The 21,259-nt window shown below is 45.2% G+C and carries 18 protein-coding genes and 1 pseudogene; 8 read left to right on the top strand and 11 right to left on the bottom strand.

Features of this window, described 5'->3' with window-relative positions:
- Window positions 1-10: 10 nt before the first annotated feature.
- The 4 genes from WBA89_RS21800 (at window position 11) to WBA89_RS21785 (ending at window position 2,844) form a co-directional block, all read left to right on the top strand.
- Window positions 11-595, top strand: coding sequence for a Uma2 family endonuclease (locus WBA89_RS21800; protein WP_424409402.1), 585 nt, complete (start codon window positions 11-13; stop codon window positions 593-595).
- A gap of 36 nt (window positions 596-631) precedes the next feature.
- Window positions 632-1,213, top strand: a complete 582-nt coding sequence (locus WBA89_RS21795) for a Uma2 family endonuclease (RefSeq protein WP_424409401.1) — start codon at window positions 632-634, stop codon at window positions 1,211-1,213.
- Between the two features lie 61 nt (window positions 1,214-1,274).
- Window positions 1,275-2,249 (top strand): cysteine synthase A, encoded by a 975-nt coding sequence (locus WBA89_RS21790; RefSeq protein ID WP_424409400.1) that lies wholly within the window; start codon window positions 1,275-1,277, stop codon window positions 2,247-2,249.
- Window positions 2,250-2,511: 262 nt separating this feature from the next.
- Complete coding sequence (locus WBA89_RS21785) at window positions 2,512-2,844, top strand: (2Fe-2S) ferredoxin domain-containing protein (protein ID WP_424409398.1); 333 nt, start codon at window positions 2,512-2,514, stop codon at window positions 2,842-2,844.
- On the opposite strand, the gene WBA89_RS21780 is transcribed toward WBA89_RS21785, so the two are convergent.
- The 6 genes from WBA89_RS21780 to WBA89_RS21755 form a co-directional block, all read right to left on the bottom strand.
- Entirely contained in the window at window positions 2,841-3,122 is a 282-nt protein-coding gene (locus WBA89_RS21780; RefSeq protein ID WP_194061944.1) for an HNH endonuclease, read from the bottom strand. The genes WBA89_RS21785 and WBA89_RS21780 overlap by 4 nt on opposite strands.
- A gap of 296 nt (window positions 3,123-3,418) precedes the next feature.
- Window positions 3,419-4,042 (bottom strand): cytochrome c oxidase subunit 3, encoded by a 624-nt coding sequence (locus tag WBA89_RS21775; RefSeq protein WP_333377832.1) that lies wholly within the window; start codon window positions 4,040-4,042, stop codon window positions 3,419-3,421.
- Window positions 4,043-4,378: 336 nt separating this feature from the next.
- Window positions 4,379-6,184 (bottom strand): cytochrome c oxidase subunit I, encoded by a 1,806-nt coding sequence (gene ctaD / locus WBA89_RS21770; RefSeq protein WP_424409396.1) that lies wholly within the window; start codon window positions 6,182-6,184, stop codon window positions 4,379-4,381.
- Window positions 6,185-6,262: 78 nt separating this feature from the next.
- Window positions 6,263-7,264: a cytochrome c oxidase subunit II gene (locus tag WBA89_RS21765; protein ID WP_424409395.1), complete on the bottom strand. Its 1,002-nt coding sequence runs from the start codon at window positions 7,262-7,264 to the stop codon at window positions 6,263-6,265.
- 329 nt (window positions 7,265-7,593) lie between these two features.
- Complete coding sequence (locus WBA89_RS21760; protein WP_424409394.1) at window positions 7,594-8,358, bottom strand: class I SAM-dependent methyltransferase; 765 nt, start codon at window positions 8,356-8,358, stop codon at window positions 7,594-7,596.
- A 204-nt stretch (window positions 8,359-8,562) separates the two neighbouring features.
- The gene (locus tag WBA89_RS21755; RefSeq protein ID WP_424409392.1) at window positions 8,563-9,576 is read right to left on the bottom strand and encodes a S66 peptidase family protein; all 1,014 of its coding nucleotides are present in this window, start codon (window positions 9,574-9,576) and stop codon (window positions 8,563-8,565) included.
- Window positions 9,577-10,008: 432 nt separating this feature from the next.
- On the opposite strand from WBA89_RS21755, the gene WBA89_RS21750 reads away from it, so the two are divergent.
- The 3 genes from WBA89_RS21750 to WBA89_RS21740 all read left to right on the top strand — a co-directional run bounded on the left by WBA89_RS21750 (window position 10,009) and on the right by WBA89_RS21740 (window position 14,762).
- The gene (locus WBA89_RS21750; RefSeq protein ID WP_424409390.1) at window positions 10,009-11,442 is read left to right on the top strand and encodes a carotenoid oxygenase family protein; all 1,434 of its coding nucleotides are present in this window, start codon (window positions 10,009-10,011) and stop codon (window positions 11,440-11,442) included.
- Window positions 11,443-12,021: 579 nt separating this feature from the next.
- Window positions 12,022-12,846: an SDR family NAD(P)-dependent oxidoreductase gene (locus WBA89_RS21745; protein ID WP_424409388.1), complete on the top strand. Its 825-nt coding sequence runs from the start codon at window positions 12,022-12,024 to the stop codon at window positions 12,844-12,846.
- Between the two features lie 161 nt (window positions 12,847-13,007).
- The gene (locus WBA89_RS21740; RefSeq protein WP_424409386.1) at window positions 13,008-14,762 is read left to right on the top strand and encodes an asparagine synthetase B family protein; all 1,755 of its coding nucleotides are present in this window, start codon (window positions 13,008-13,010) and stop codon (window positions 14,760-14,762) included.
- Window positions 14,763-15,045: 283 nt separating this feature from the next.
- Here WBA89_RS21740 and WBA89_RS21735 read toward each other — a convergent pair whose 3' ends face one another.
- The 4 genes from WBA89_RS21735 to WBA89_RS21720 form a co-directional block, all read right to left on the bottom strand.
- The gene (locus tag WBA89_RS21735) at window positions 15,046-16,353 is read right to left on the bottom strand and encodes a hypothetical protein (RefSeq protein ID WP_424409384.1); all 1,308 of its coding nucleotides are present in this window, start codon (window positions 16,351-16,353) and stop codon (window positions 15,046-15,048) included.
- A 20-nt stretch (window positions 16,354-16,373) separates the two neighbouring features.
- Entirely contained in the window at window positions 16,374-17,600 is a 1,227-nt protein-coding gene (locus WBA89_RS21730) for a diaminopimelate decarboxylase family protein (RefSeq protein ID WP_424409383.1), read from the bottom strand.
- Window positions 17,601-17,724: 124 nt separating this feature from the next.
- On the bottom strand, window positions 17,725-19,524 hold the full coding sequence (locus tag WBA89_RS21725) for an asparagine synthetase B family protein (protein WP_424409381.1): 1,800 nt from the start codon (window positions 19,522-19,524) through the stop codon (window positions 17,725-17,727).
- Between the two features lie 112 nt (window positions 19,525-19,636).
- Window positions 19,637-20,260 carry a DUF3859 domain-containing protein gene (locus WBA89_RS21720; protein WP_424409379.1) on the bottom strand — a complete coding sequence of 208 codons (624 nt, stop codon included), beginning with the start codon at window positions 20,258-20,260 and terminating at the stop codon, window positions 19,637-19,639.
- A 230-nt stretch (window positions 20,261-20,490) separates the two neighbouring features.
- On the opposite strand from WBA89_RS21720, the gene WBA89_RS21715 reads away from it, so the two are divergent.
- Complete coding sequence (locus WBA89_RS21715) at window positions 20,491-20,754, top strand: hypothetical protein (protein ID WP_424409378.1); 264 nt, start codon at window positions 20,491-20,493, stop codon at window positions 20,752-20,754.
- 147 nt (window positions 20,755-20,901) lie between these two features.
- Here WBA89_RS21715 and WBA89_RS21710 read toward each other — a convergent pair.
- Window positions 20,902-21,259, bottom strand: a pseudogene (locus tag WBA89_RS21710) (tRNA (adenosine(37)-N6)-threonylcarbamoyltransferase complex dimerization subunit type 1 TsaB); the annotation flags it as partial.

The raw sequence follows: 21,259 nt of genomic DNA, 5'->3' as shown, positions 1-21,259 counted from the left end.
GAAAGGCAAAATGCTGTCATCTCCGATCGTATTGCGAATGTTGCCAGAATTGCAAATGACAGAGGACGAATTTTTCGACTTCTGTCAATTAAATCGCAACTTGCGAATTGAACGCAACCAGCAGGGAGAAATACTATTGTTGACTCTTGTTGGCGGAATCAGCAGCAACCGCAATGCTATTTTAACTGGAGAACTGGGCATTTGGACACAGGAAGACGGAACAGGCGTTGGCTTTGCTTCTTGTACGGGATTTACTTTATCGATCGGCTCCGTGCGATCGCCCGACGCTTCCTGGATTAAACTGAAAAGGTGGAATGCTTTATCAAAAGCACAGCAAGAAAAATTTGCGCCGATTTGCCCTGACTTTGTAGTTGAACTCAGACCAGACTTTGAGGACTTAGAGCCGCTACAATCAAAAATGCAAGAATACATGAGAGAACCAGGAGTGCGGCTGGGTTGGCTTATCGACCGCAAAAATCGCAGAGTTTACATTTACCGTCCCGACTTACCAGAGGAATGTTTGGAAAATCCGGCTACAGTCAGCGGCGACCCAGTTTTGCCGGGATTTGTACTCAATACGAGCAAGATTTGGTAAGCTTAGCACAGGAGAAACCCACCTGAAAACTCAATTATGTTGACATCAAAAATCCTGTTGCGAATACCGCCCCAATTGCAAATGACAGACGACGATTTTTTCGAGTTCTGTCAAATCAATAGTGAATTACGCATTGAACGCAACAAATCGGGAGAATTGCTAATTATGCCCCCTACCGGTTCGGAAACGGGAAACCGAGAAGGCAATATATTTGGGCCTCTGTGGGTTTGGTCAGAACAAAACGGTACAGGTTTAGCATTTACTTCCAGTACAGGATTTAAGCTTTTAATGGGTGACAAGTCTCCAGATGCTGCTTGGATTAAACTGGAAAGGTGGAATGCTTTGTCACCAGAACAAAAGCAAAAATTTGCTCCGATTTGCCCGGATTTTGTAGTAGAACTCAGGTCTGCTTCTGACAATCTCAAGCCGCTGCAATCAAAAATGCAAGAATACATGAGAGAACCCGGAGTGCAGTTGGGTTGGCTTATCGACCGCAAAAATCGCCGAGTTTACATTTACCATCCCGATTTGCCAGAGGAATGTTTGGACAATCCCGCAACAGTCAGCGGCGACCCAGTTTTGCCGGGATTCGTACTCAATATGAGTAAAATTTGGTAAGCTTAGCAATAAATATCAACTTATTGTCAGACTTAATAATAGAATGCAGCAGGCAAAAAATATGGATATCAAAAGCGGCTTTGTAGGCACTATCGGCAACACGCCGTTAATTCGGTTAAACAGTTTCAGCGAAGAAACAGGCTGCGAAATTCTCGGCAAAGCAGAGTTTCTAAATCCCGGCGGTTCCGTTAAAGATAGGGCCGCACTTTACATCATCCAAGATGCCGAAGAAAAAGGCTTGTTAAAACCGGGCGGCACTGTTGTAGAAGGCACTGCAGGCAATACGGGCATCGGTTTAGCCCACATTTGCAATGCCAAAGGTTACAAATGTTTGATTGTGATTCCCGATACTCAATCCCAAGAAAAAATCGACGCTTTGAAAACCTTGGGCGCGGAAGTTCGGACAGTTCCCGCTGTTCCTTACAAAGACCCGAATAATTATGTTAAATTGTCGGGAAGATTAGCAGCCGAAATGGAGAATGCAGTTTGGGCAAATCAATTTGACAATTTAGCCAATCGCCAAGCTCATTTCGAGACAACCGGCCCGGAAATTTGGGAACAAACCGAGGGCAAAATTGATGCTTGGGTGGCTGCGACTGGTACGGGCGGGACTTTTGCTGGGGTGGCGATGTTTTTGAAATCAAAAAATCCGGCGATTAAAGCTGTTTTGGCAGACCCGATGGGCAGCGGGCTTTACAGTTATTTCAAAACTGGGGAAATTAAGACTGAAGGTAATTCGATTACTGAGGGTATTGGTACCAGCCGCATCACTGGGAATATGGAGAATGCGCCGGTAGATGATGCTATTCAAATTGATGATGCTGAAGCTGTCCGCGTGGTTTACCAATTGCTGAGGAAAGAAGGGCTATTTATGGGCGGTTCTGTGGGGATTAATGTGGGGGCGGCGGTGGCTTTGGCGAAGCAAATGGGGCCGGGACATACGATTGTTACGGTACTCTGCGACGGCGGGGCGAGGTATCAGTCGCGTTTGTTCGACAGAGAATGGTTGGCGGCAAAAAATCTGTTGCCAGACTAATCGTTTGATGCGCGCGCCGCTGCGGTTCTAGAGGCATGATGGCTCAAAAAAACTGGTTTTTTGCAGAGTCTGCGGGGCTGACGAAAGTTTTGTGGAAAAAAAATCGGTTTCTGACTGCCCGCGAGTTCAAAACTGATTAATCATCAAGTAGGCAGCGCGCAACCTAATTTTCAAAAAATTGTCACAATAGATGTTATATGGCCGCACCTATTCCCATGATAAAAAAATAGCATATATGTAGTCGAATGTCAAGTAAAAAAACATGAAAATCACAGAATATTCTAGGCGAGTTCTTGTTTGCCAAAACCGCACTTGTCGCAAGCAAGGTGCAGCAGAGGTACTAGCAGCATTTGAGAAATTGTCCCCCTCAGAAGTTGAAGTTGTTGCTAGCAGTTGTTTGGGACAGTGCGGCAACGGGCCGATGGTGTTGGTGCTGCCGGAAGAGGTTTGGTACAGTGGAGTTTGTGCTGAGGAAGTTGCGGCAATTACCGATCGACATTTGCGGGGTGGAAAGCCGATAGAGGCGATGCTTTACCGTAAGTTTCACCGCCATTCTGTAGGGGCTCCGCCCCCGTGCCCGCCCGCAGGTGTTTAAGCTTTTTTGCCGCGTACCTGAATGCGTTTGTCAGTTTTTTGTTTCTTCACCCAAGAGAGAAATTTCTGGAATTGGGGGTCATTTTTGAGCTTTTCTAGGGTGTTGAGCTCTTGGGCGAGGTGTTTGTTGTCGAACAGAGAGTGAATCTGGCGGTGACAAGCTGAGCAAATGTCGATCGTCGGGCCGGGATCTTCGTTTTTGCGCTTGGTGTTTTGTTTGGGGATCAGGTGGTGGGCGGTTAATGCTGCCATTTGTCGATCGCACAATTCACACTGCATAATTTTCTCAATGCTGTTTGATAGGCAATTGCTTCTTTAAATTTAGCGTAGTTTAGGGCGATCGGCTTTCAGAAAGTGAGCAATATCAATTCCTCTCTTCATCGCCCTGTATTCATTTCTTTCTGATCTCTCTGTGTTCTCTGTGTTCTCTGTGGTTAAATCATTCCGATCCAACCAGAAACGATATAAAGGTCGATCGCACTTTGCAAACAATAAAAAACCCCCAACGGGGGGTGATATTAATTTCTGGTGGGGCAGCCTTCTTGCCTGCCCCCTAAGTAGAACTACCTACAGGTTCAAATCACGTACAGCAGTACAAACAAAACAATCCAAATCACATCGACAAAGTGCCAGTAAATCTCGGTCGCTTCGATGCCGAAGTGGTGTTCGCTAGAATAATGACCTTCCACGCGCGATCGCCAAACTACCCCCGCCATCAGCAGCACTCCAAACGTAACGTGCAAGCCGTGAAAAGCAGTCAAAACGTAAAAGCAACTAGCGTACAAATTAGTAGTCAGGCCAAACTCTAAATGAGTGTATTCGTAAACCTGACCGCACAAAAACACTACGCCCATGAGGATAGTTGCAAGCAACCAATTCCTCATACCCGCCGCATCGTTCTTTTTGATTGCAGTATCCGCATTGTGAATCACAAAACTGCTAGCAATCAAAATTATCGTATTAATTCCCGGCAGCAATAACTCGCGATCGGGCGTACCTTCAGGCGGCCACGCCGGGGCCATCGCCCGATAAATCAAATAGGCCGCAAACATACCCAAAAATATCATCCCTTCAGCGCCCAAGAACACAATCACCCCTAAAATTCGGTGGTCTGGATGCTCTTCGTGCCCTTCTATTTCGGCGCTGTGGTGGTAATTGAGAGCTGTTTTTTCTGGATCGATCGTTGGAATTTGTTGCATGATAAATTGCTAGTTGGTAATGGAATTTTGAAGGAAGAAGTCATTAGTCATTAGTCATTAGTCATTAGTCATTAGTCATTAGTCATTTTAGCCGCTCGCGAAGTCGAAGGCTAGTCATTAGTCATTAGTCATCAGTCATCAGTCATTAGTGCTGTTGCTTCCGAGCTTTCCGTACAACGTCATCAGGAAGAAGGAAGAGGGAAGAGGGAAGAGACAGAAAAAATTTATCGGTACATTGCTGCTGTGCGGTCAAAAGTCATTAGTTCCAAGTTCTCCTATTGCAACGAGCAATAACTAATGACTAATGACTAATGACTGATGACTCATAAGTGATGACTAATTGTCATCTTGACTTTCATCTGCAGGAGAATCAGCTTTTATTTCCGATTCAGGAGCGACTAAAGTTGCAGTACCGCCAAAGAAAGTTGAAGCTTGAGCCTCTGCAATCGGAATACCTTCTTTCTTGGCGTTGCGGGTGGCATTTTCCCTCAACTTCAGCCTGAGACGTTCCCCAGTATGCTGAATTTTTTCCATGCCGTAATCGTAAGGCCCGGTTGCTAATACCGGCACTCCTTCAAAATTTTCTATCGGCGGTGGCGAAGTCGTCATCCATTCCAAACTCAAAGCTTCCCAAGGATTGTCGCCTGCTTTCGGGCCGTATCTCCAGCTCCAAATCACGTTAACAATAAACGGGATTGTCGAGACTGCCAGCATATAAGCGCCGATCGTACAAATGACATTAATCGTGGTAAATTTCGGGTCGTACATTGCTACCCGCCGGGGCATTCCTTGCATCCCCAAAGCGTGCATCGGCAAGAAAGTTACAGTGAAGCCCACATAAGTTAAAACAAAGTGAACTCTACCCCAAAATTCGTTAAGCATCCGCCCAGTCATTTTGGGGAACCAGTGGTAAAAAGCAGCGTAAATTCCAAACACTGAGCCGCCAAACAGCACGTAGTGTAAGTGAGCGACGATAAAATAAGTATCGTGAACGTGAATGTCGAAAGGTACGGAAGCTACCATGATCCCGGTGATGCCGCCGAGGACGAATGTTGAGATAAAACCCATCCCAAATAGCATGGCGCTAACTAGGCGGAGTTTTCCTCCCCAAATAGTGGCCAACCAGCTAAATATTTTAATCCCAGTGGGTACGGCGATGATCATAGTAGTGATCATGAAAAACATCCGCAGCCACCCAGGCGTGCCGCTGGTGAACATATGGTGCGCCCACACGATTAAGCCCAAAAAGCTGATGGCGAGACTGGAATAGGCGATCGCCAAATAACCAAAAATTGGCTTGCGCGAATGCACCGGCAAAACTTCTGAAATCACCCCAAAAAAGGGCATGATCATAATGTAAACTGCCGGGTGCGAATAAAACCAGAATAAATGCTGGTAGACGATGGGATCGCCATTACCTGTCGGGTTAAAAAATGCCGTCCCCGCTAACAAGTCAAACGACAGCAAAATCAAAGCTGCAGCTAACACTGGAGTAGCAATCAAAGTCAGCGCTGCCGTCGCAATCATTGCCCAGCAAAACAAAGGCATTTCATTGAGACTCATGCTCGGAACCCGCATCGTGAAGATGGTAACGGCAAAATTCACCGCTCCCAAAATCGAAGAAGTTCCGAGAATCAAGACGCTGAGAATCCAGATTTCTTCTCCGGCTTGAGCAGTAACTAAGCTCAAAGGCGGATAAGAAGTCCAACCTGCCTGCGGAGCTCCCACCAAAAAACTGCTCAGCAGCAATACGCCGCCTACTGGAATCAACCAAAAGGCAACCGCATTCAGCTTGGGAAATGCCATATCTTTTGCCCCAATCATTAAGGGGATCAAAAAGTTAGCAAATCCGGCTCCCGCTGGTACAATCCACAGGAAGATCATCACCGTGGCGTGAACGGTAAATAAACTGTTGTAGAGTTCGGGGGTGACAAAATCGCTATCGGGGGTGGCGAGTTCGGTTCGCACTATTGTCGCCATTACCCCGCCGATTAGATAGAAGACAAAAGTTGTTACCAGGTATTGAATGCCGATTACTTTGTGGTCGGTACTAAAACCGAAGTAATCTCGCCAATGTCTGTCGGCCGGCGCTGTGCCGCGAGCCTCAAGGTTGGCAGTTTCTTGGAACTGTGCTTGTGTCATAGTTATTCGTCATTAGTTATTTGTCATTAGTTATTAGCTTTGGATCGAAGACCAATTGCCAGGAACTAATGACTATTTTTAGTGATGAGTTGGGTGAAGTTGTTTTAGGGTTTCGGAATTAATTTTTATTTCCTTGACGTAGGGAGCTAAAAATTCTCCGTCTGACATTTCCCCAGGATTAATTGCTATTGCTTCCTCTAAGTTTTGAGTGCTAGCAATTTGCTGTTCCTTCACCCAGCTATCGAAGTCTTCGGGGGTGTGAACGAATGCTAAAGCTTTCATCGCTCCGTGATAAGCGCCGCACAATTCTGCACAAACAACCCGGTATTCGCCGACTTTATTTGCTGTGAATCTCAGTTCGCTCGGCCGGCCGGGAATTGCATCTTGTTTGAGGCGAAATTCCGGCATCCAAAATGCGTGCAGCACGTCTTGAGCTGCAATATTTAGCTGCACGTCGCGGTTGGCTGGCATATGCAGTTCGCCAGAACTAACGCCGCTTTCTGGATAGCTAAAAATCCAGGCGTACTGCAAACCCATGACGTTTACAACTAAGTCTGGTGCTTTGTTTTCATTTTTTGGGGATGCGCCAACGCCAAGAGCAACGAGCTTTTGAGAGGGAATTTTAGGGGCGTTTTGGGGTGTATCTGACAGTGTGGCCGCGATCGCACTTCCGCGCATTTGAGATTGCGATTGCATGGTGCCGTGGTCGTGATTGCCCATCGGATCGAGGCCTCCCATTGAGTTGTAAATCTCAAAACTGTAGACTCCGATTCCTAAAATTATCACCGCTGGCACGGCTGTCCATAGAATTTCTAAAGGAAAGTTGTCATGCCAAGGCGGCCCGTCTGTGTTGTCTCCTTTGCGGCGGCGGTATTTAATTGCAGCAACGATTAGCAGTCCCTGAACCATGATAAATAGTCCGGTGGAAATGGTCATCATTGTGTTGAAGAGTCCGTCTATCTGGGATGCCTCCTCAGAAGCGGCGATCGGCATTAAACCGTGATTCTGCCCGTACCAGAGACTGATCAGAGTCACTCCGATGCCGGCGAGCATGGTGAGGATGGAACTTGGAATGTTCACGCTGGTACCTTAGTAGTAGCGACACTTCTTCGCTTGAACAATTAGGGAAGCAACTCTGGGTTGTCAATTTTTAATTGTAAATTGACATTTTGAGTGCAATCCCTATCTTAATGCTTACTTAAGGCTTATACCATTTTTGATTGCTGCTGATTTGAGATTTTTGATGGGGAATGACTTATGCTCTAAGGGTTTGGAGCTCAGGGGAGCAGTTACATTTTTTTGTGAAACTGAATATGAGTGTTTTTGGGCGATCGCTCGTTCCGATTAATACGGTTTATGTTCCTTGACAAAACTTAGAAAATATGGTAAAGAATTGGTATTTTTTGTTACTAAACTTGAGATTGTTTCTCAAACACCATTAAATGCTGCTGCGGCAACATATCTTTTGTCTCTTTCCATACTAAACCGACGGCGGCCATTTCTTTTTTTACCTGTTTTTGGGTCATTTTGTGCAAGCTTTTAATGGGAATCATGGGATTTTCGCCCCGATACTCGATCGATACCGCGCGCCCTCCCGGCTTGAGTGCTTTGACAATTCCTTCCATCATTTCTCTGGGATATGCAAACTCGTGATAAGCATCTACCATCACAACTAAATCTACGCTGTTTTCCGGCAAGTTCGGATTGTCTAGACTGCCCAAAACTGGCTCAACATTAGCAATATTTCTTTCTTGTTTGTTCAACTCAAGAAAATTAATCATTTCCGGCTGCACGTCAACCGCAAAAACCTTGCCTTCGGGAACTAAATTAGCAATCCGAAAGCTAAAATATCCGGTTCCGGCTCCAATGTCTGCTACAATGTCAGTTGGTTTTAAATCGAGATTGTTGACTAATCGAGCAGATTTTTCTTCCATGCCGCGAGATGGTCTTTCCAGCCAACTGGCGCCTTCATATCCCATGACTCGGGCAATTTCTCGACCCATGTAAAATTTGCCTGTACCGTCGGGATTGTGGATGGTTCGCTGCTGATAAATGGTGTCGCTATTGGCGGTTTTATTTGCTTCTGCTGCTGCACAGGCATTGAGCGGCAACAGGCAAAGAATTGTCAAAATTATTACTGTCAATTGTTTGATGAAGGCTGCGGTTTTTTTCACGATATTTTTGGGTTTTTATTTGAATGTTTGAATTGCTTAAATTTTTGATTGATAAGTTGACCGCAGATGAAAAGCAGATTAACACAGATACACGCGGATGTTTTCAAGAATTTTTGTGAATTTGGTAATGAATTTGAGCGGGTCATAAATTTTGTTTGTATTGGGTTTTTAGGCTATCATTGTAAAACATTGAAATTACAAAAATTAATTGACGGCGGATTCTAATAATTTGATTGTACCAGAATTTGCGTCGATTTCGACTTCTTTGCCGATCGGCAAAGTGAACTTATCCCGAATGTGTCCCGTCATGGAACCGTACCACGCGGGAATATTCAAGGGGCGAATCAGATCCGTCAACACTTGATCTAAGGTTAAGGACTCTTGCGGTTTTTCAGCTTCGCACTTGGTACACTGTCCGAAAATAAAACCGGATATGCGATCGAGAATGCCCGCTAATTTAAGCTGCGTCAACATTCGATCGATTCGATAAACTTCTTCGCCCACTTCCTCGACAAACAAAATACTATTTTCCCATTCCGGCAAATAAGCAGAGCCTACCATTGCTGCAATTACTGATAAATTACCGCCGATTAGTTTTCCCCTAGCTGTGCCGCCCCCGATTGTTTGAAATGGCACTCTTTGGGAGTTTTGCATGGTGACAGCACCTCCGTCAAACAAAACTTTTTTGACGTAATTTACTGTAAAGGGACTCCAACTTGAGACACCTAAAGGGCCGTGAAAAGTAACTATATTAGTTTTAGCATAAATCGCTAATAAAAGTGCTGTAATATCGCTGAATCCCATAATTATTTTGGGATTGTTGCGGATAATATTGTAATCTAGGAGTGGCAAAATTCGGTTGCAGCCCCAGCCGCCCATCCCGGTAAAAATAGCTTGCACTGAGTTATCGGCAAAGGCGCTGTTGACATCGGCGGCGCGATCGGCATCCTTGCCTGCTAAATAGCCGTAGCGATCGTAAAAATGCTTTCCCAGTTTAACTTTTAAACCCAAGTTATCCAATACTTTAAAAAAATCCTGGATTTCTTTTTCGTAACTGAAAGCGGCAGGATTGATTAAAGCAACTGTATCGCCGACTTGCAGGCGGGGAGGCTTAATAATTGTTTGGGGGAAAATGTTGTTTTGGGCGAGCGGCAAAAGTAGAGTGCCAATAGCAGTCAACCCAAAAGTTTTGAGCAGATAGCGGCGGGGGAGAGTCATAAATGTTATACCATTTTTCTATTAAGTGAAATTTTAGATTTTAAATTTTATCTTTGAGGAATTGTTAATTAATTGGTGAATACTTGACTCGCTTGAGAACGGCTATAGCAATCCTAAATCATTATCCTTACCGCGAACATAAATCTGATTCCCTCAAAATCCATCTGTAGGGACACGGCAGTGCCGTGTCCCTACAGAAAATCATTTAGGATTGCTATATATATCAACACGGTTCACTTAACATATTTATGCCCCGGAGATCCCCCTAAATCCCCCTTAAGAAGGGGGACTTTGAGTGCATTCTTGTCCCCCCCTTAAAAAGGGGGGTTAGGGGGGATCTGTCTTAAGTGAACCGTATTGGGCTATAGATAACTTCTGCTATAATTGTATAGTAAAATTGCTGCCAGCCAAGTTAAAAATTGCCAGTTTAACATGAAAACAGACACTAACATCTCAGCTAAAAAATCCTGGGCTAAAGCTTTCGCCCATCCTGCGGCGGAGTTTCCGCTGACTCAGCTATCGGTTAAAAGCGGTAAAATTCCCGACGGATTGCGCGGCAGTCTCTACCGCAACGGGCCCGGACGTTTGGAACGCGGCGGCACGACTGCGGGACACTGGTTTGATGGCGACGGTGCAATTTTGGCAGTTCATTTTACTGATGTAGGTGCTACTGCTGTTTATCGCTACGTGCAAACAGCGGGATATTTAGCTGAAGAAAAAGCTAATAGATTTATCTATACTAATTATGGCATGACAGCACCGGGGCCTGCGTGGTTGCGGTGGACTAAATCTGTTAAAAATGCTGCCAATACTTCTGTTTTAGCTTTGCCCGATCGCCTTTTGGCATTATGGGAAGGCGGCCCGCCTCACAGCCTAGATTTGCAAACTCTGGAAACTAAAGGAATCGACAATTTAGGCAATTTAGATAGTAAATTTTCTTATTCAGCTCACTGCAAGCGCGACCCGATTACTGGCAATATTTTTAACTTTGGAATTAGCAGCAGTGCGAGTCCCAAGTTGAATTTGTATAAAAGCGATTGTACGGGCAAAATCGTGCAAAAAGCAACTATTCCTTTAAAGGGAATTTCTCTCGTACACGATTTTGTTTTGGCGGGAAAGTATCTAATATTTTTTGTGCCGCCGGTGCGACTCAATGTTTTGCCAGTGTTAGCTGGAATTAGCAGTTACGGCGACTCGTTTGACTGGAAACCTGAGTTAAAAACCCAGATATTAGTTATTGATTCGGAAACTCTATCTTTAGTTAGTTGCGGCGAAACTGATGCTTGGTTTCAGTGGCACTTTGCTAACGGTTTTGTCAAGGAAGATGGTTCGGTGGCGGTAGATTTTGTGCGTTTCGCTGACTTTCAAACTAATCAGCGGCTGAAAGAAGTACCGACAGGTGAAACTCGCACTGACGCGGAAGGTTCTCTATGGCGGGTATGTTTAAATCCTGAAACTGCCGAGGTGATAGCAGCCGAACAATTGCTGGATCGAGCTTGCGAGTTTCCGGTTGTACCTGCTTCCGACATTGGTCAAGACTCGCGGTATATTTATCTGGCAATGTATCGGTCTGATGTTGATATTGTAGCGGAACGTTACGGGGCGATCGCCCGTTTGGACACGCAAACCCGAAATCTCACAATTGCCGACTGCGGCGAAAATCGCTATCCCACAGAACCCGTCTACGTTCCAGATATTTCCTCGGAGAAAGGTTGGATTTTGACAGTTGTTTATGATGGGAATTCTGATAGCAGCGAAGTCTGGATATTTGACAGCGAAGGGCTAGACAGCGCTCCTATTTGTCAGCTAGAATTGCCCGGTGTCATACCTTTGAGCTTTCACGGTACTTGGAAATCCGCCGTCTGAGAAGATTGTAAAGAAGTGTTGCGGAAGATTTATTAAAAATTGTTGCCGCTTTTCTGTCAAGTTGTTAAGCTGTGTGTAGAGGCGAAAAACTCATATCTAGGAGGTATGTGATTGATGCTCTATATTGCTCAAAAATCCCCGGCGAATATAATTCGCGGCTGCACAAACAAAGTCCGCCTGCGCTGACTAAACAAACAGGGGAATTAAGCCAACCAAATTCGGTAAGATTTCTTACCTTGTTTTACAATCTCAAGTTTGTCTGCTTGAGTAAGGTATAGCAGCCAGATTTCTGGCAAATTTCTGGCAGATTTCTAGCAAATTTCTGGCAAATTTCTAGCAAATTTCTGCCCGCCCAAAAGTTTAGAGGACTTATGCACAAACTCTGTTTGTACGGTTCGCCCACAAGCACCTTACAGCAATACCACATCGAAGGATTTTTTGCATAAGTCACGGTTTAATTGAGTTTAACTCGCGCGCGTGTTAGCGATTCAAAAGTTTTGAATTAACTTCACAAAATTCATAACTCGCAACTTATAACTCCGCGCGCGGCGATCGCTTCAAATCCAGAGGGTTTAATCTATGCAACTTCAAGGAAAAACAGCTCTAGTGACAGGAGCTTCGCGCGGAATTGGGCGATCGATCGCCCTGGAATTAGCGCGACAAGGAATCAAGCGCTTGGTGATAGTAGCGCGCAACCGCCGGCAATTAATTGAACTGGCAGAGGAAATCGATGTTTTTGGTACAGAAATAGTGCCGTTAGCTTTGGATTTAACTCAGTCAGTAGCGGTGAATATTGCGATCGCCCAAGCTTGGCGAGATTGCGGCCCGATTCACCTGCTAGTCAACTGTGCGGGCGTCGCCCACCAAGCATCATTCTTGCGTTCTCCGCTACCGTTAATCGAGGAAGAAATCGCCTTAAATTTGCTCGGAACCTACACAATTACTCGCTTAATAGCGAAGCGAATGGCGGCGCAAGAAGACGGAACCATCGTCAATGTTTCGAGCTTGATGGGCAAAATTGCGGCTCCGACAATGGCGACGTATTCTGCTACCAAATTTGCCATTTTGGGATTCACCCAAGCTTTACGCAGCGAGTTAAGTCCGTACAATGTTCGAGTCGCTGCTTTGCTCCCATCTCTAACAGATACCGACATGGTGCGAGACTTGGAACAATTCCGGTGGGTAGTGCCCACAACTCCCGAAAAAGTTGCCCTAGCGCTGGTGGCGGGATTGCACAAAGATTCGCCGGAAATCTTGGTGGGATATCAAAGTCATCTAGCAGTTTGGTGTCACCGAATTGCCCCTTGGCTGCTGGATTTTGTGTTGCGGATGGCGACTCCACAACTGAGGGATAAATCCCAGCGCGATCGTAAATTGCGAGAGGTTTTAGCTAGCGGGCGATAACTCAGATATTGCACCATTCTCAACAAGCCTTTTATGAACAGGCCGGACAGCCTGTTCCACAAGAAATTCTTTGTGGAACAGGCTGTCCGGCCTGTTGCTGATATTGGTGCAACATCTCTATTATAATTGAGATTATTCAGAATTATATTTAACTTCCAAAAATGCTCGATAAAAAATTGTTCCTAAATTACAAAGGTAGCCAACAACAAAAATCCTCTGTTCCTCCAAATTCTCTGGTGGAATTTGCCTCTAGTTGGCGGATAGCTTGGGGGAAAACAGAGGGAATCGAAGATAAGACAGCGTGGCGAGAAGGTCAAATGGCAATTATTTGCTCGAACCCAAATGTTCAGATAAATATAAGTCCTTCAGAAAAATTTGTTGTTGTTGGGGATATTTGGCTGAGCAACCGATTAGAATTGCTGGCAAAATTGGGGATTTCTGCTAATAGTTGGCAGGGGTGCGATCGCCAATTAGTCGCTCAACTGTGGGAACGCTGGGAGGTTGAATGTTTGCCGCTGCTGGCGGGGATGTTTGCGTTTGCGGTTTGGGACAGAGAAAGGCAAGTTTTGCGGGCGGCGCGCGATCGCACGGGGGCGCGAACTCTTTACTATACTAATGTTGGCGCGACTCGCTGGATCGGTCCTCAACTGCGGGCGATCGCACAATATCATTCAAGGGCGATCGACCTCACAGCGCTGCGAGATTACCTCTGCTGTTCGTTTGTTCCGGGCGATCGTACCCTCTGGCAGCAAGTGCGAGAACTGCGCCCAGGAACCGTTTTAAGCTTCCCTGACGAGACGATTTCCGCTTACTGGGAACTCCGAGAACAAGTTGTCGAAACCGAACAATCTTTAGAATGGCACGGCGCGAAATTGCGCTGTGTTTTAGATGAAGTTGTCCGAGAATATTTGCCAGCAAATCAACCTGTAGGCGTGTTTCTTTCCGGCGGGTTAGACTCTAGCTGCATCGCCGCTTTAGCTGCTCAATTTTGCGATCGACCAATTCACACTTACTCAATTCATTTTGGTGAAGAATGCGCCAACGAATTAGAGTTTTCCAGCTTAGTTGCCCAACACTGCCAAACTCAACACCACGTTTTAGAAATTAGCTTTCGGGATATGTGGGAAAAGTTGCCAGAAACGATGGCTTATTTAGACGATCCGATCGGCGACCCGCTGACAGTGCCAAACTTGCTGTTAGGAAAAATGGCGCGACAATCTGTCGAAGTCGTGCTCAACGGCGAAGGCGGCGACCCCTGTTTTGGCGGGCCAAAAAATCAACCGATGCTAATTAACAGCTTGTACAATTCTATCACTAATTTGGATTCGCTAGCAGCCTATTTAATTTCATTTCAAAAGTGTGCTGCAGATTTACCTAAACTCTTAAAACCGGAAATTCTGGTTGCCGCAAAAACAGAACATTCGGTATTTAGTGAAGATTTAAATAGCAGTGCCAATTATCTCAATCGATTAATGGCATTAAATATTAAATTCAAGGGTGCAGACCAGATTTTGACAAAAGTGAACAACTTGACTCAAGCTGCGGACTTGCACGGGCGATCGCCTCTTTTTGACCAGCGAATCGTGGATTTGAGCATGACAATTCCGCCGGAATACAAACTATCGGGAGTTGTGGAAAAAGCTGTGTTAAAACAAGCGGTTGCAAATCTTCTGCCCGCTCAAATTTTAGACAGGCCCAAAAGCGGAATGATGGTTCCGGTACAGTTGGGATTTAAGAAGTTTTGGCAGCGAGAAGCTAGAGGTTTGTTGCTGTCGAAAAAAGCGGCGATCGCTCCTTATTTCAATCAATCTTTGATAGGTAAATGGCTAGACTATGAAGGAGATACTTGGGGGCGTTACGGCGTTAAGCTTTGGCTGTTGGCGAGTTTAGAAATTTGGCTGCAAGGTAATAAGTAATATCGAATCGGCTTAATTGCACATTATATTTGTAGGGACTCAGACAGTGCCCATTAGTGTCAACTTAAGCCTGAAACCCCTGAGAATTCTCGCTTTTATCCCAGTCTAGATCCCCCTAAATCCCCCTTAATAAGGGGGACTTTGAGGATATTTCTTGTCCCCCCCTTATTAAGGGGGGTTAGGGGGGATCGAAACTTTGATACCAACAAGAGAGACGGCCGGTTTGACGTGTTTGTTGACACCAATCGGCACTGCCTTGTCCTTTCCCATAGCCCCACAAACCTCAACCAAAACTGTCAACAACATAAATAGAACTATCCGTACCGCCTAGCAGAATCAAACTGCTGTCATCGCTGCCTAAATCTCGACTACCGGCAATTCCTCGATTCAAAATCTGAATGATTTTTTGAGGACTAAACGATTCCAATTCTACATAGTTACCTGCCTCCAACCACTGCAATTCTTCAGCGGATAAATCTTGGCGAATCGCTGGCGGCAATTGTACAGCATCTCGTGCCGAATTCTCGGAATTTATCACAAACATACTGTCACCAGCCGCCATAATTTGCCGGGGCAGAATTCCGATATCAATAATTATGGTGCTGTTATTTGGGAACCAATTATGACCTGTACGCAAGCGATCGACCAAACCAATTCCTTTGGGACTGCAATCGTGTAAAGCGTACACTTTTAAGTCGGAATTGCGGCGCACCATTTGCATAGTTGTGTCGAAAATACTTTCAGGATATCCAGTAACGCTGAGGACTGCACAGTTGTTTTCAAAGTGAAAGTTGTTGGCAATTAAAAATTGGGCAATTTCCGGGCGATCGCACACCACCAATCTGTCGAAACTGTAAGCGCTGACATCAGGACTAACGGCAGCGTTTTTATTTGTATCGCGGGGCGGCGGCAGCATTTTAGTCATAGAGTTAACTGTTGTCCAAGTATCTATCCAGCCTTGAAACTGATTTGAGCCAATCGTAAAGCCTTGAATATTTCCAGCTTTTTTGTCTACTTTTAGACTGCCAAAATAGATAGATGCTATTCCGATAATACAGCTAGCTAACAAGAATAGCCAGGAACTTAATAACTGATTTAAACTAACTCCACAAACCAGAACTATTATTCCCCAAATTTGCAAATTTTTTGCAAATTCCTGGCGTTGTTTGTAGGGATGATGACCAGAACGGATGGCATTAAAAGTTTGCCTAATCAATAAAATATTAACTGCAAACATTACTAAAATAAAAACAATACTCCATTGTTCAGGAAATAGATTTGCTGTCCATATACCAACAAATATACCGGAAAATATATTGACAATTAGGTGTCCAGAAACTGTGCAAAAAACATTATCAATTGTTGGTCTAGATCGCTGATCTAAAAGGTAAAATAACTGCTTAGGGGTAAAAAACAGCGTATCGTTAACAGAGATATCTGCGATCGCCCTGGCAAACATCGGGTCAGTTATTTTGACACCAGTCATTGAAGTTGGTTCAAAAGCAAACTGATGCTGGCATCGCAGACAGCGGCCAGTATTAGCCGTGCGGTCTTTTAACTTATTGTCTTTTCCGCAGTTAATGCACTTCATAAAAATCTCCTATTGATTATTCAAAAAACTTGATTTGCTAGTAAAACGCTGTAATTTTCTCTTTGGCGAATTAGGCGATGCTGGTTATTTTCTAACAGGACTTCCGCTGGTTTGGGGCGGTGCAAAAAATGCGACGACATGGCATATCCGTAAGCGCCCACATCTAAAATAGCCAGGATTTCCCCAACTTTCAAAGCCGGAAGTTGACAGTTTTTGCCTAAATAATCCCGCGAATAAGTAGTATTGCCGCAAACATCAGTAATATGCAGTAAATCGCGGCAATTCCAGGTATAAATCTCTCGATAACCGCCGTGAACTGACGGTACTGAAAGATTGGCAACAGTAGTATCTACACCGACAATTTGTTTGGCTTCTTGCCATTTTGCGGAAACAACTCTAGCGAGTAAAGTAGCGCATCCTGCTACAGCCGATCGCCCCGGTTCAATGATTAACTCAATTTGGCGGTCGGCGCGCTCAATTCTGCTGGTCAATTCCGCCCCAAACAGTTCCCAATCAAAGGCTGTACCCCCGCGATAAGGATAGCCAAAACCGCCGCCAAAGTCGAGATATTCCCAATCGGGCAATTGCTGGGCGACGGCAATTACTGTATCAATTACTTGCGTAAAAGCTGCGGTAGAATTAGTGCCAGTACCGCGATAAAAATGCAAGCCGCTAATTTTTAATCCTGCTGCTTTAGCTATAGAAATTGCATCGGGAAATTCGGTCGATCGCACTCCAATGCGACTGTCTCCAGTCAGTTCGGGCAAATTCAGCCTCAAACCCAAACTGGGCTGCGGTAAAATCAGTTGGTTTGCCCTCAAAATTTGATAAACTTCGCAGCACAATTGCAACTGGCTGAGACTGTCAAAATTTAGAGTTGCGACACCCCATCTCAGAACTTGTTCCATTTCACTTTTGTGCAAGTTGCTGCCGCTGTAAACAATCTTTTCTGGCGCAAAACCTGCCTGAATTCCTAAATAAATGTCTCCCGGTGTATTGGCGTGCAATCCCCAACCGCAAGCTTGAAAAATTTGCAGCAGTGCGATGTTGCCGTTCGTCACGCTGGCAAAACAAAACTTTGTTTGCGGGTAGGAAATTGCGTTAGTAATGCGGCCGATAGTTTGTCGCAAAATGTCGCTTTGATAAACGTAAAGCGGCGAACCGTAGGTGCTTAATAACTCTTCGGCTAGGGCGAGAGTAAACAGCGGTTGTTTGAGGATTGATTTGCGATCGGCAATTGTTGGCATATATGAGTTTTATTTGAGTTGCGAACAAGACTTTTTTTAACGAACCGCGAAGACGCGAAGGACACAAAGTAAGAGGAGAGAAGATGAGAGAATATCGAGATTTTAGGAATTATTAAGGTTTGTTTTATTCTTGCCACCGCTGGCGGTAATGCCAAACCTTTCGAGGCAACCAAAATGGATGATTCCAAGATTTATGTTTTACCTCTTCGCCTAAGATTTGCGATCGCCATTTTTGCCACATAATTAACAGCCAAAGTATCTCGCCAATCCTGCGCCCTTGAATTCCGGCGGCAAATTTGCCGGAGATAATTCGATCGGCTAAATCGGGTTGCCAGCGTTTTTCTGACTGCAAAACGGCTGGATTTAACCAATCGCCAATTTGATGCCAAAATTCATTAAAACACCAGGAGGTTAAGGGAACTCCCATACCGCGCTTTTCCCGCCAAACTATTTCTGCAGGCAGCCAATTTTCTACCGCCCGCTTGAGAATGTATTTCTCGCAAGCGCCCCGCAAACACAATTCTCCCGACAGTTGAAATGTCCAGTCTGCAAGGGCAAAATCGCAAAAGGGCGATCGCAATTTCAGACCAAAAGCTAATGCTAAATTAGCAGCGCGCGGATGGATGTTCTGCGCGCCTTTGAGCATCAAACCCGCGCGCCGGAGGCGGGACAGCAAAGACTCGCCCAGAGCAGGATTAAGAGCCTCTAGCAGCCATTCTTGGGGGTGCAAATTCTGAATTTCAGGGTGCAATTGTGGCTGAAAAACTTTAGTTTCGCATCCCCAAAGGCGGTGAAAAGTTCGCAGGTATTGCAGGGCAAAACTTTCGTTTGCGGTAGGATTTGCGGCTTGATAAACAGCCGCTGCAATCAGGGGTTTGTTCGTCCACCCAGCAAATAATTGATCGCCTCCTTCGCCGTTGAAAACGATATCGGTTTCTTGACTCGCAGCTTGATTTAAAAGATATAGCGGCACTGTAACTCCGTCGCCAAAAGGTAAATCTAAAGCTTTCACAGCATCATTTAAAACTTGTTTAATTCTGTGCGGGCTGGCATCTACTTTTACTAACGGAATGTTCAGCGCGCAGGCTACTTGTTGGGCCCAAGGATATTCGGAAATTCCGGCTTCGCCGAAGTCGAGAGTGTAAGCGCGGACTTTGACTCCGGCTTGTACTAATAATGCTGCGACGACTGAGGAATCTAAACCGCCTGATAGAAATACTCCGACTGTTTGGCTGTTGTTTATATCGGCAATTTGACGTTGAACGGCTTCTTTAAGTAGGTTTTGCAATTGGGCGATCGCCTTTGTTTCGTCTTCTATTTTTTCTGAACTTTCCCGCCATTCTAACAAGCGTTTTGATTGGGGATTAAGAATGACACTGCTATCTCGATCGCACTCCCAAGTCAATTCGGTTCCGGCGGTAACGGCGAACACGTTTTTGACGGGAGTTAAAGGAGTTGGAACATAGGAAAAACAGCTATAACCGTACAAACCTGGAATGCTGACCTCTGGCTGTTTGCAAATATTTAACAGCAGTTGCAATCTCGATGCAAACCAAATAGTTTGCCCGATTTTTGTCCAGTAAAGTGTTACTCGCCCGAAGGGTTCCCGTCCCAAAATTAGGCAATTTTCGCGAATGTTTGCCCAGATATCAGGTAACAGCCCGCCGTTATTTGATGGATAGGTAGATATTCCAGATGCGGAGAGGGCGGCGATTTGCCAAGTAGCACTGCCATTTTTGGTTGGCTGGTTGGGCGGGCGATCGAGTTCGGTACTGGCAACATTCCAAATTGCGCTATTTTCGCCTGCTGCGGTGGAGAAGTTGGCAGAATCTGCGATTGTTTTTGTTAGCAGCGTTTCTAATTGTTGCCGAGAATCGCAGCCCCAGTATCCTACAAATTGACGCGGTTTGTTGTTGATTGTCATGGGAATATGCTTTTGTAATGATGTTTTTACCGCAGAGAACGCAGAGAACGCAGAGTGGGATAAGGGAGAGAGTTTATGTAGTTATTTAGGGTGCGGTTGCGGTTATTGATAATTATTTAACTTGAAATGATTTAGTGCCGATCGCCCGATTTTCTAGTAACATTTTAACTTGCCAATTTCCGGTGGCAGCAGCAGTACCAATTTGGTAGCGGCATTGAGTGTTCCAGATGGATTTGTCGATTTCGCGAGTTTGATAGCGGTTTTGTTTGACAATTTGCCCGCTGGGATCGATCCAATCGCATGATAGCGAGAGTTTTTTTCCTATTGGTGCATCTTTTAAGGTGATTCGGTAAAATATTTCTGGGTTATTTTGGCGGGAAATAACTGTCAAGTTGCCTCCATCATCCTGCACGGAAGTTATGCGGTTTTGTTGGATTGAAACGCGGGCGATGGCTTGTCGGTTTTGCTGAATGTAGAATCCGGTAATTGCGATCGCCCCCGCCGCAGCCGCAGCCAATCCTCCGGCAATCCACCGATTTCGGCGCTGCTGCTGGGCCAGTGCTTCCCGGCGCTGCAACTGGATTAAAGCTTCATTTAACAACTCTGGCGGCAAGTTCAATTCCTGCAAAATTTGTTGGACTTCTGCAGAATCAAGTTGAGATTGCCGGAGGTTAGAAAGGCGTTCTACTTCAGCTACTATTTGTGTTAGTTGAGTTTGACTCAGTTGATTTTCCATAGGTTAAGACGCGGTAGGATTTTTTATGAATACTTTTCATACCATGCGGTTTACTAACATTAGTTAATTAACATCTTAAAACAGGCAGAGCTTCAAGTCAATTCATAAATTTCATAATTTTGAGTTCATAAAAGTCATAATTAATAGTTGGCGCTGTTGATTTTTGTTCGGGAGTTCCCCAACTAACAAATTGCTAAAATGACCGAGTAGTGCGATCGAACTTTTTGCTAATGAACAACATCCCAACTACCCCCGATCCCGTAGCAACCCACTGGGATTGCCCCGAGTGCGGCGGTACCGGTACCCTCAACGGAGAAACTTGCCCCGAATGTCTCGGAGCAAAATACATAGATATCGATGCAATAACGAACTGGATGCTCGATTTTATGGAATCTCGCGGCTGCAATGGAGCTGAACTAGACCAATTGCGAACCGAAAACCCCGACCCGCTGACATTAACATTTTGCCTCGAACTTTGTATCGCCCTTAAATAAACAACGATATCAAGTCTGATGAATTGCTTGTACATCATTTACGGGCATCGGGCATCGGGAATCGGCACGGTCGGAAAAAACGCACTCTACAAGTTGATTTAACTGAAACAAAATAATCCCCAATTCCCTATTCCCTATTCCCTAGATTCAGTGTCCCTTAACCGGATGTTGCCCGTAAAAAGGTAAAGCATCCGACCAATCAGGGCGAATTCCCATTTTCCATTCCAAATAAGCCAATTCCAAAACACTATAAACCGACGCACCCAACTCGCTACCAACTTCAATTAACTGATAGGAATTCCCCCAATTATCCAACTTTTCCTGCCAAGATTCCGGTGTCATTACGGTATCAGGAAACAACTCAGTCAAACCCGAATCTTTGTTAACTGAATAGACAGCCCCAAACAATTGACCCCGCTGTGCAGCCATTTGCAGCGCGATATCATCTCTCAAAAGCCCCCCCTTAGCAAGGGGAGGTTCCGTATTCAAAAGCCCCCCCTTACTA

Origin of the sequence: Microcoleus sp., assembly GCF_049646505.1 — a bacterium.
In the GTDB taxonomy this organism is placed as follows: domain Bacteria; phylum Cyanobacteriota; class Cyanobacteriia; order Cyanobacteriales; family Microcoleaceae; genus Microcoleus.
This window is presented reverse-complemented; position numbering and strand designations above follow the sequence as displayed.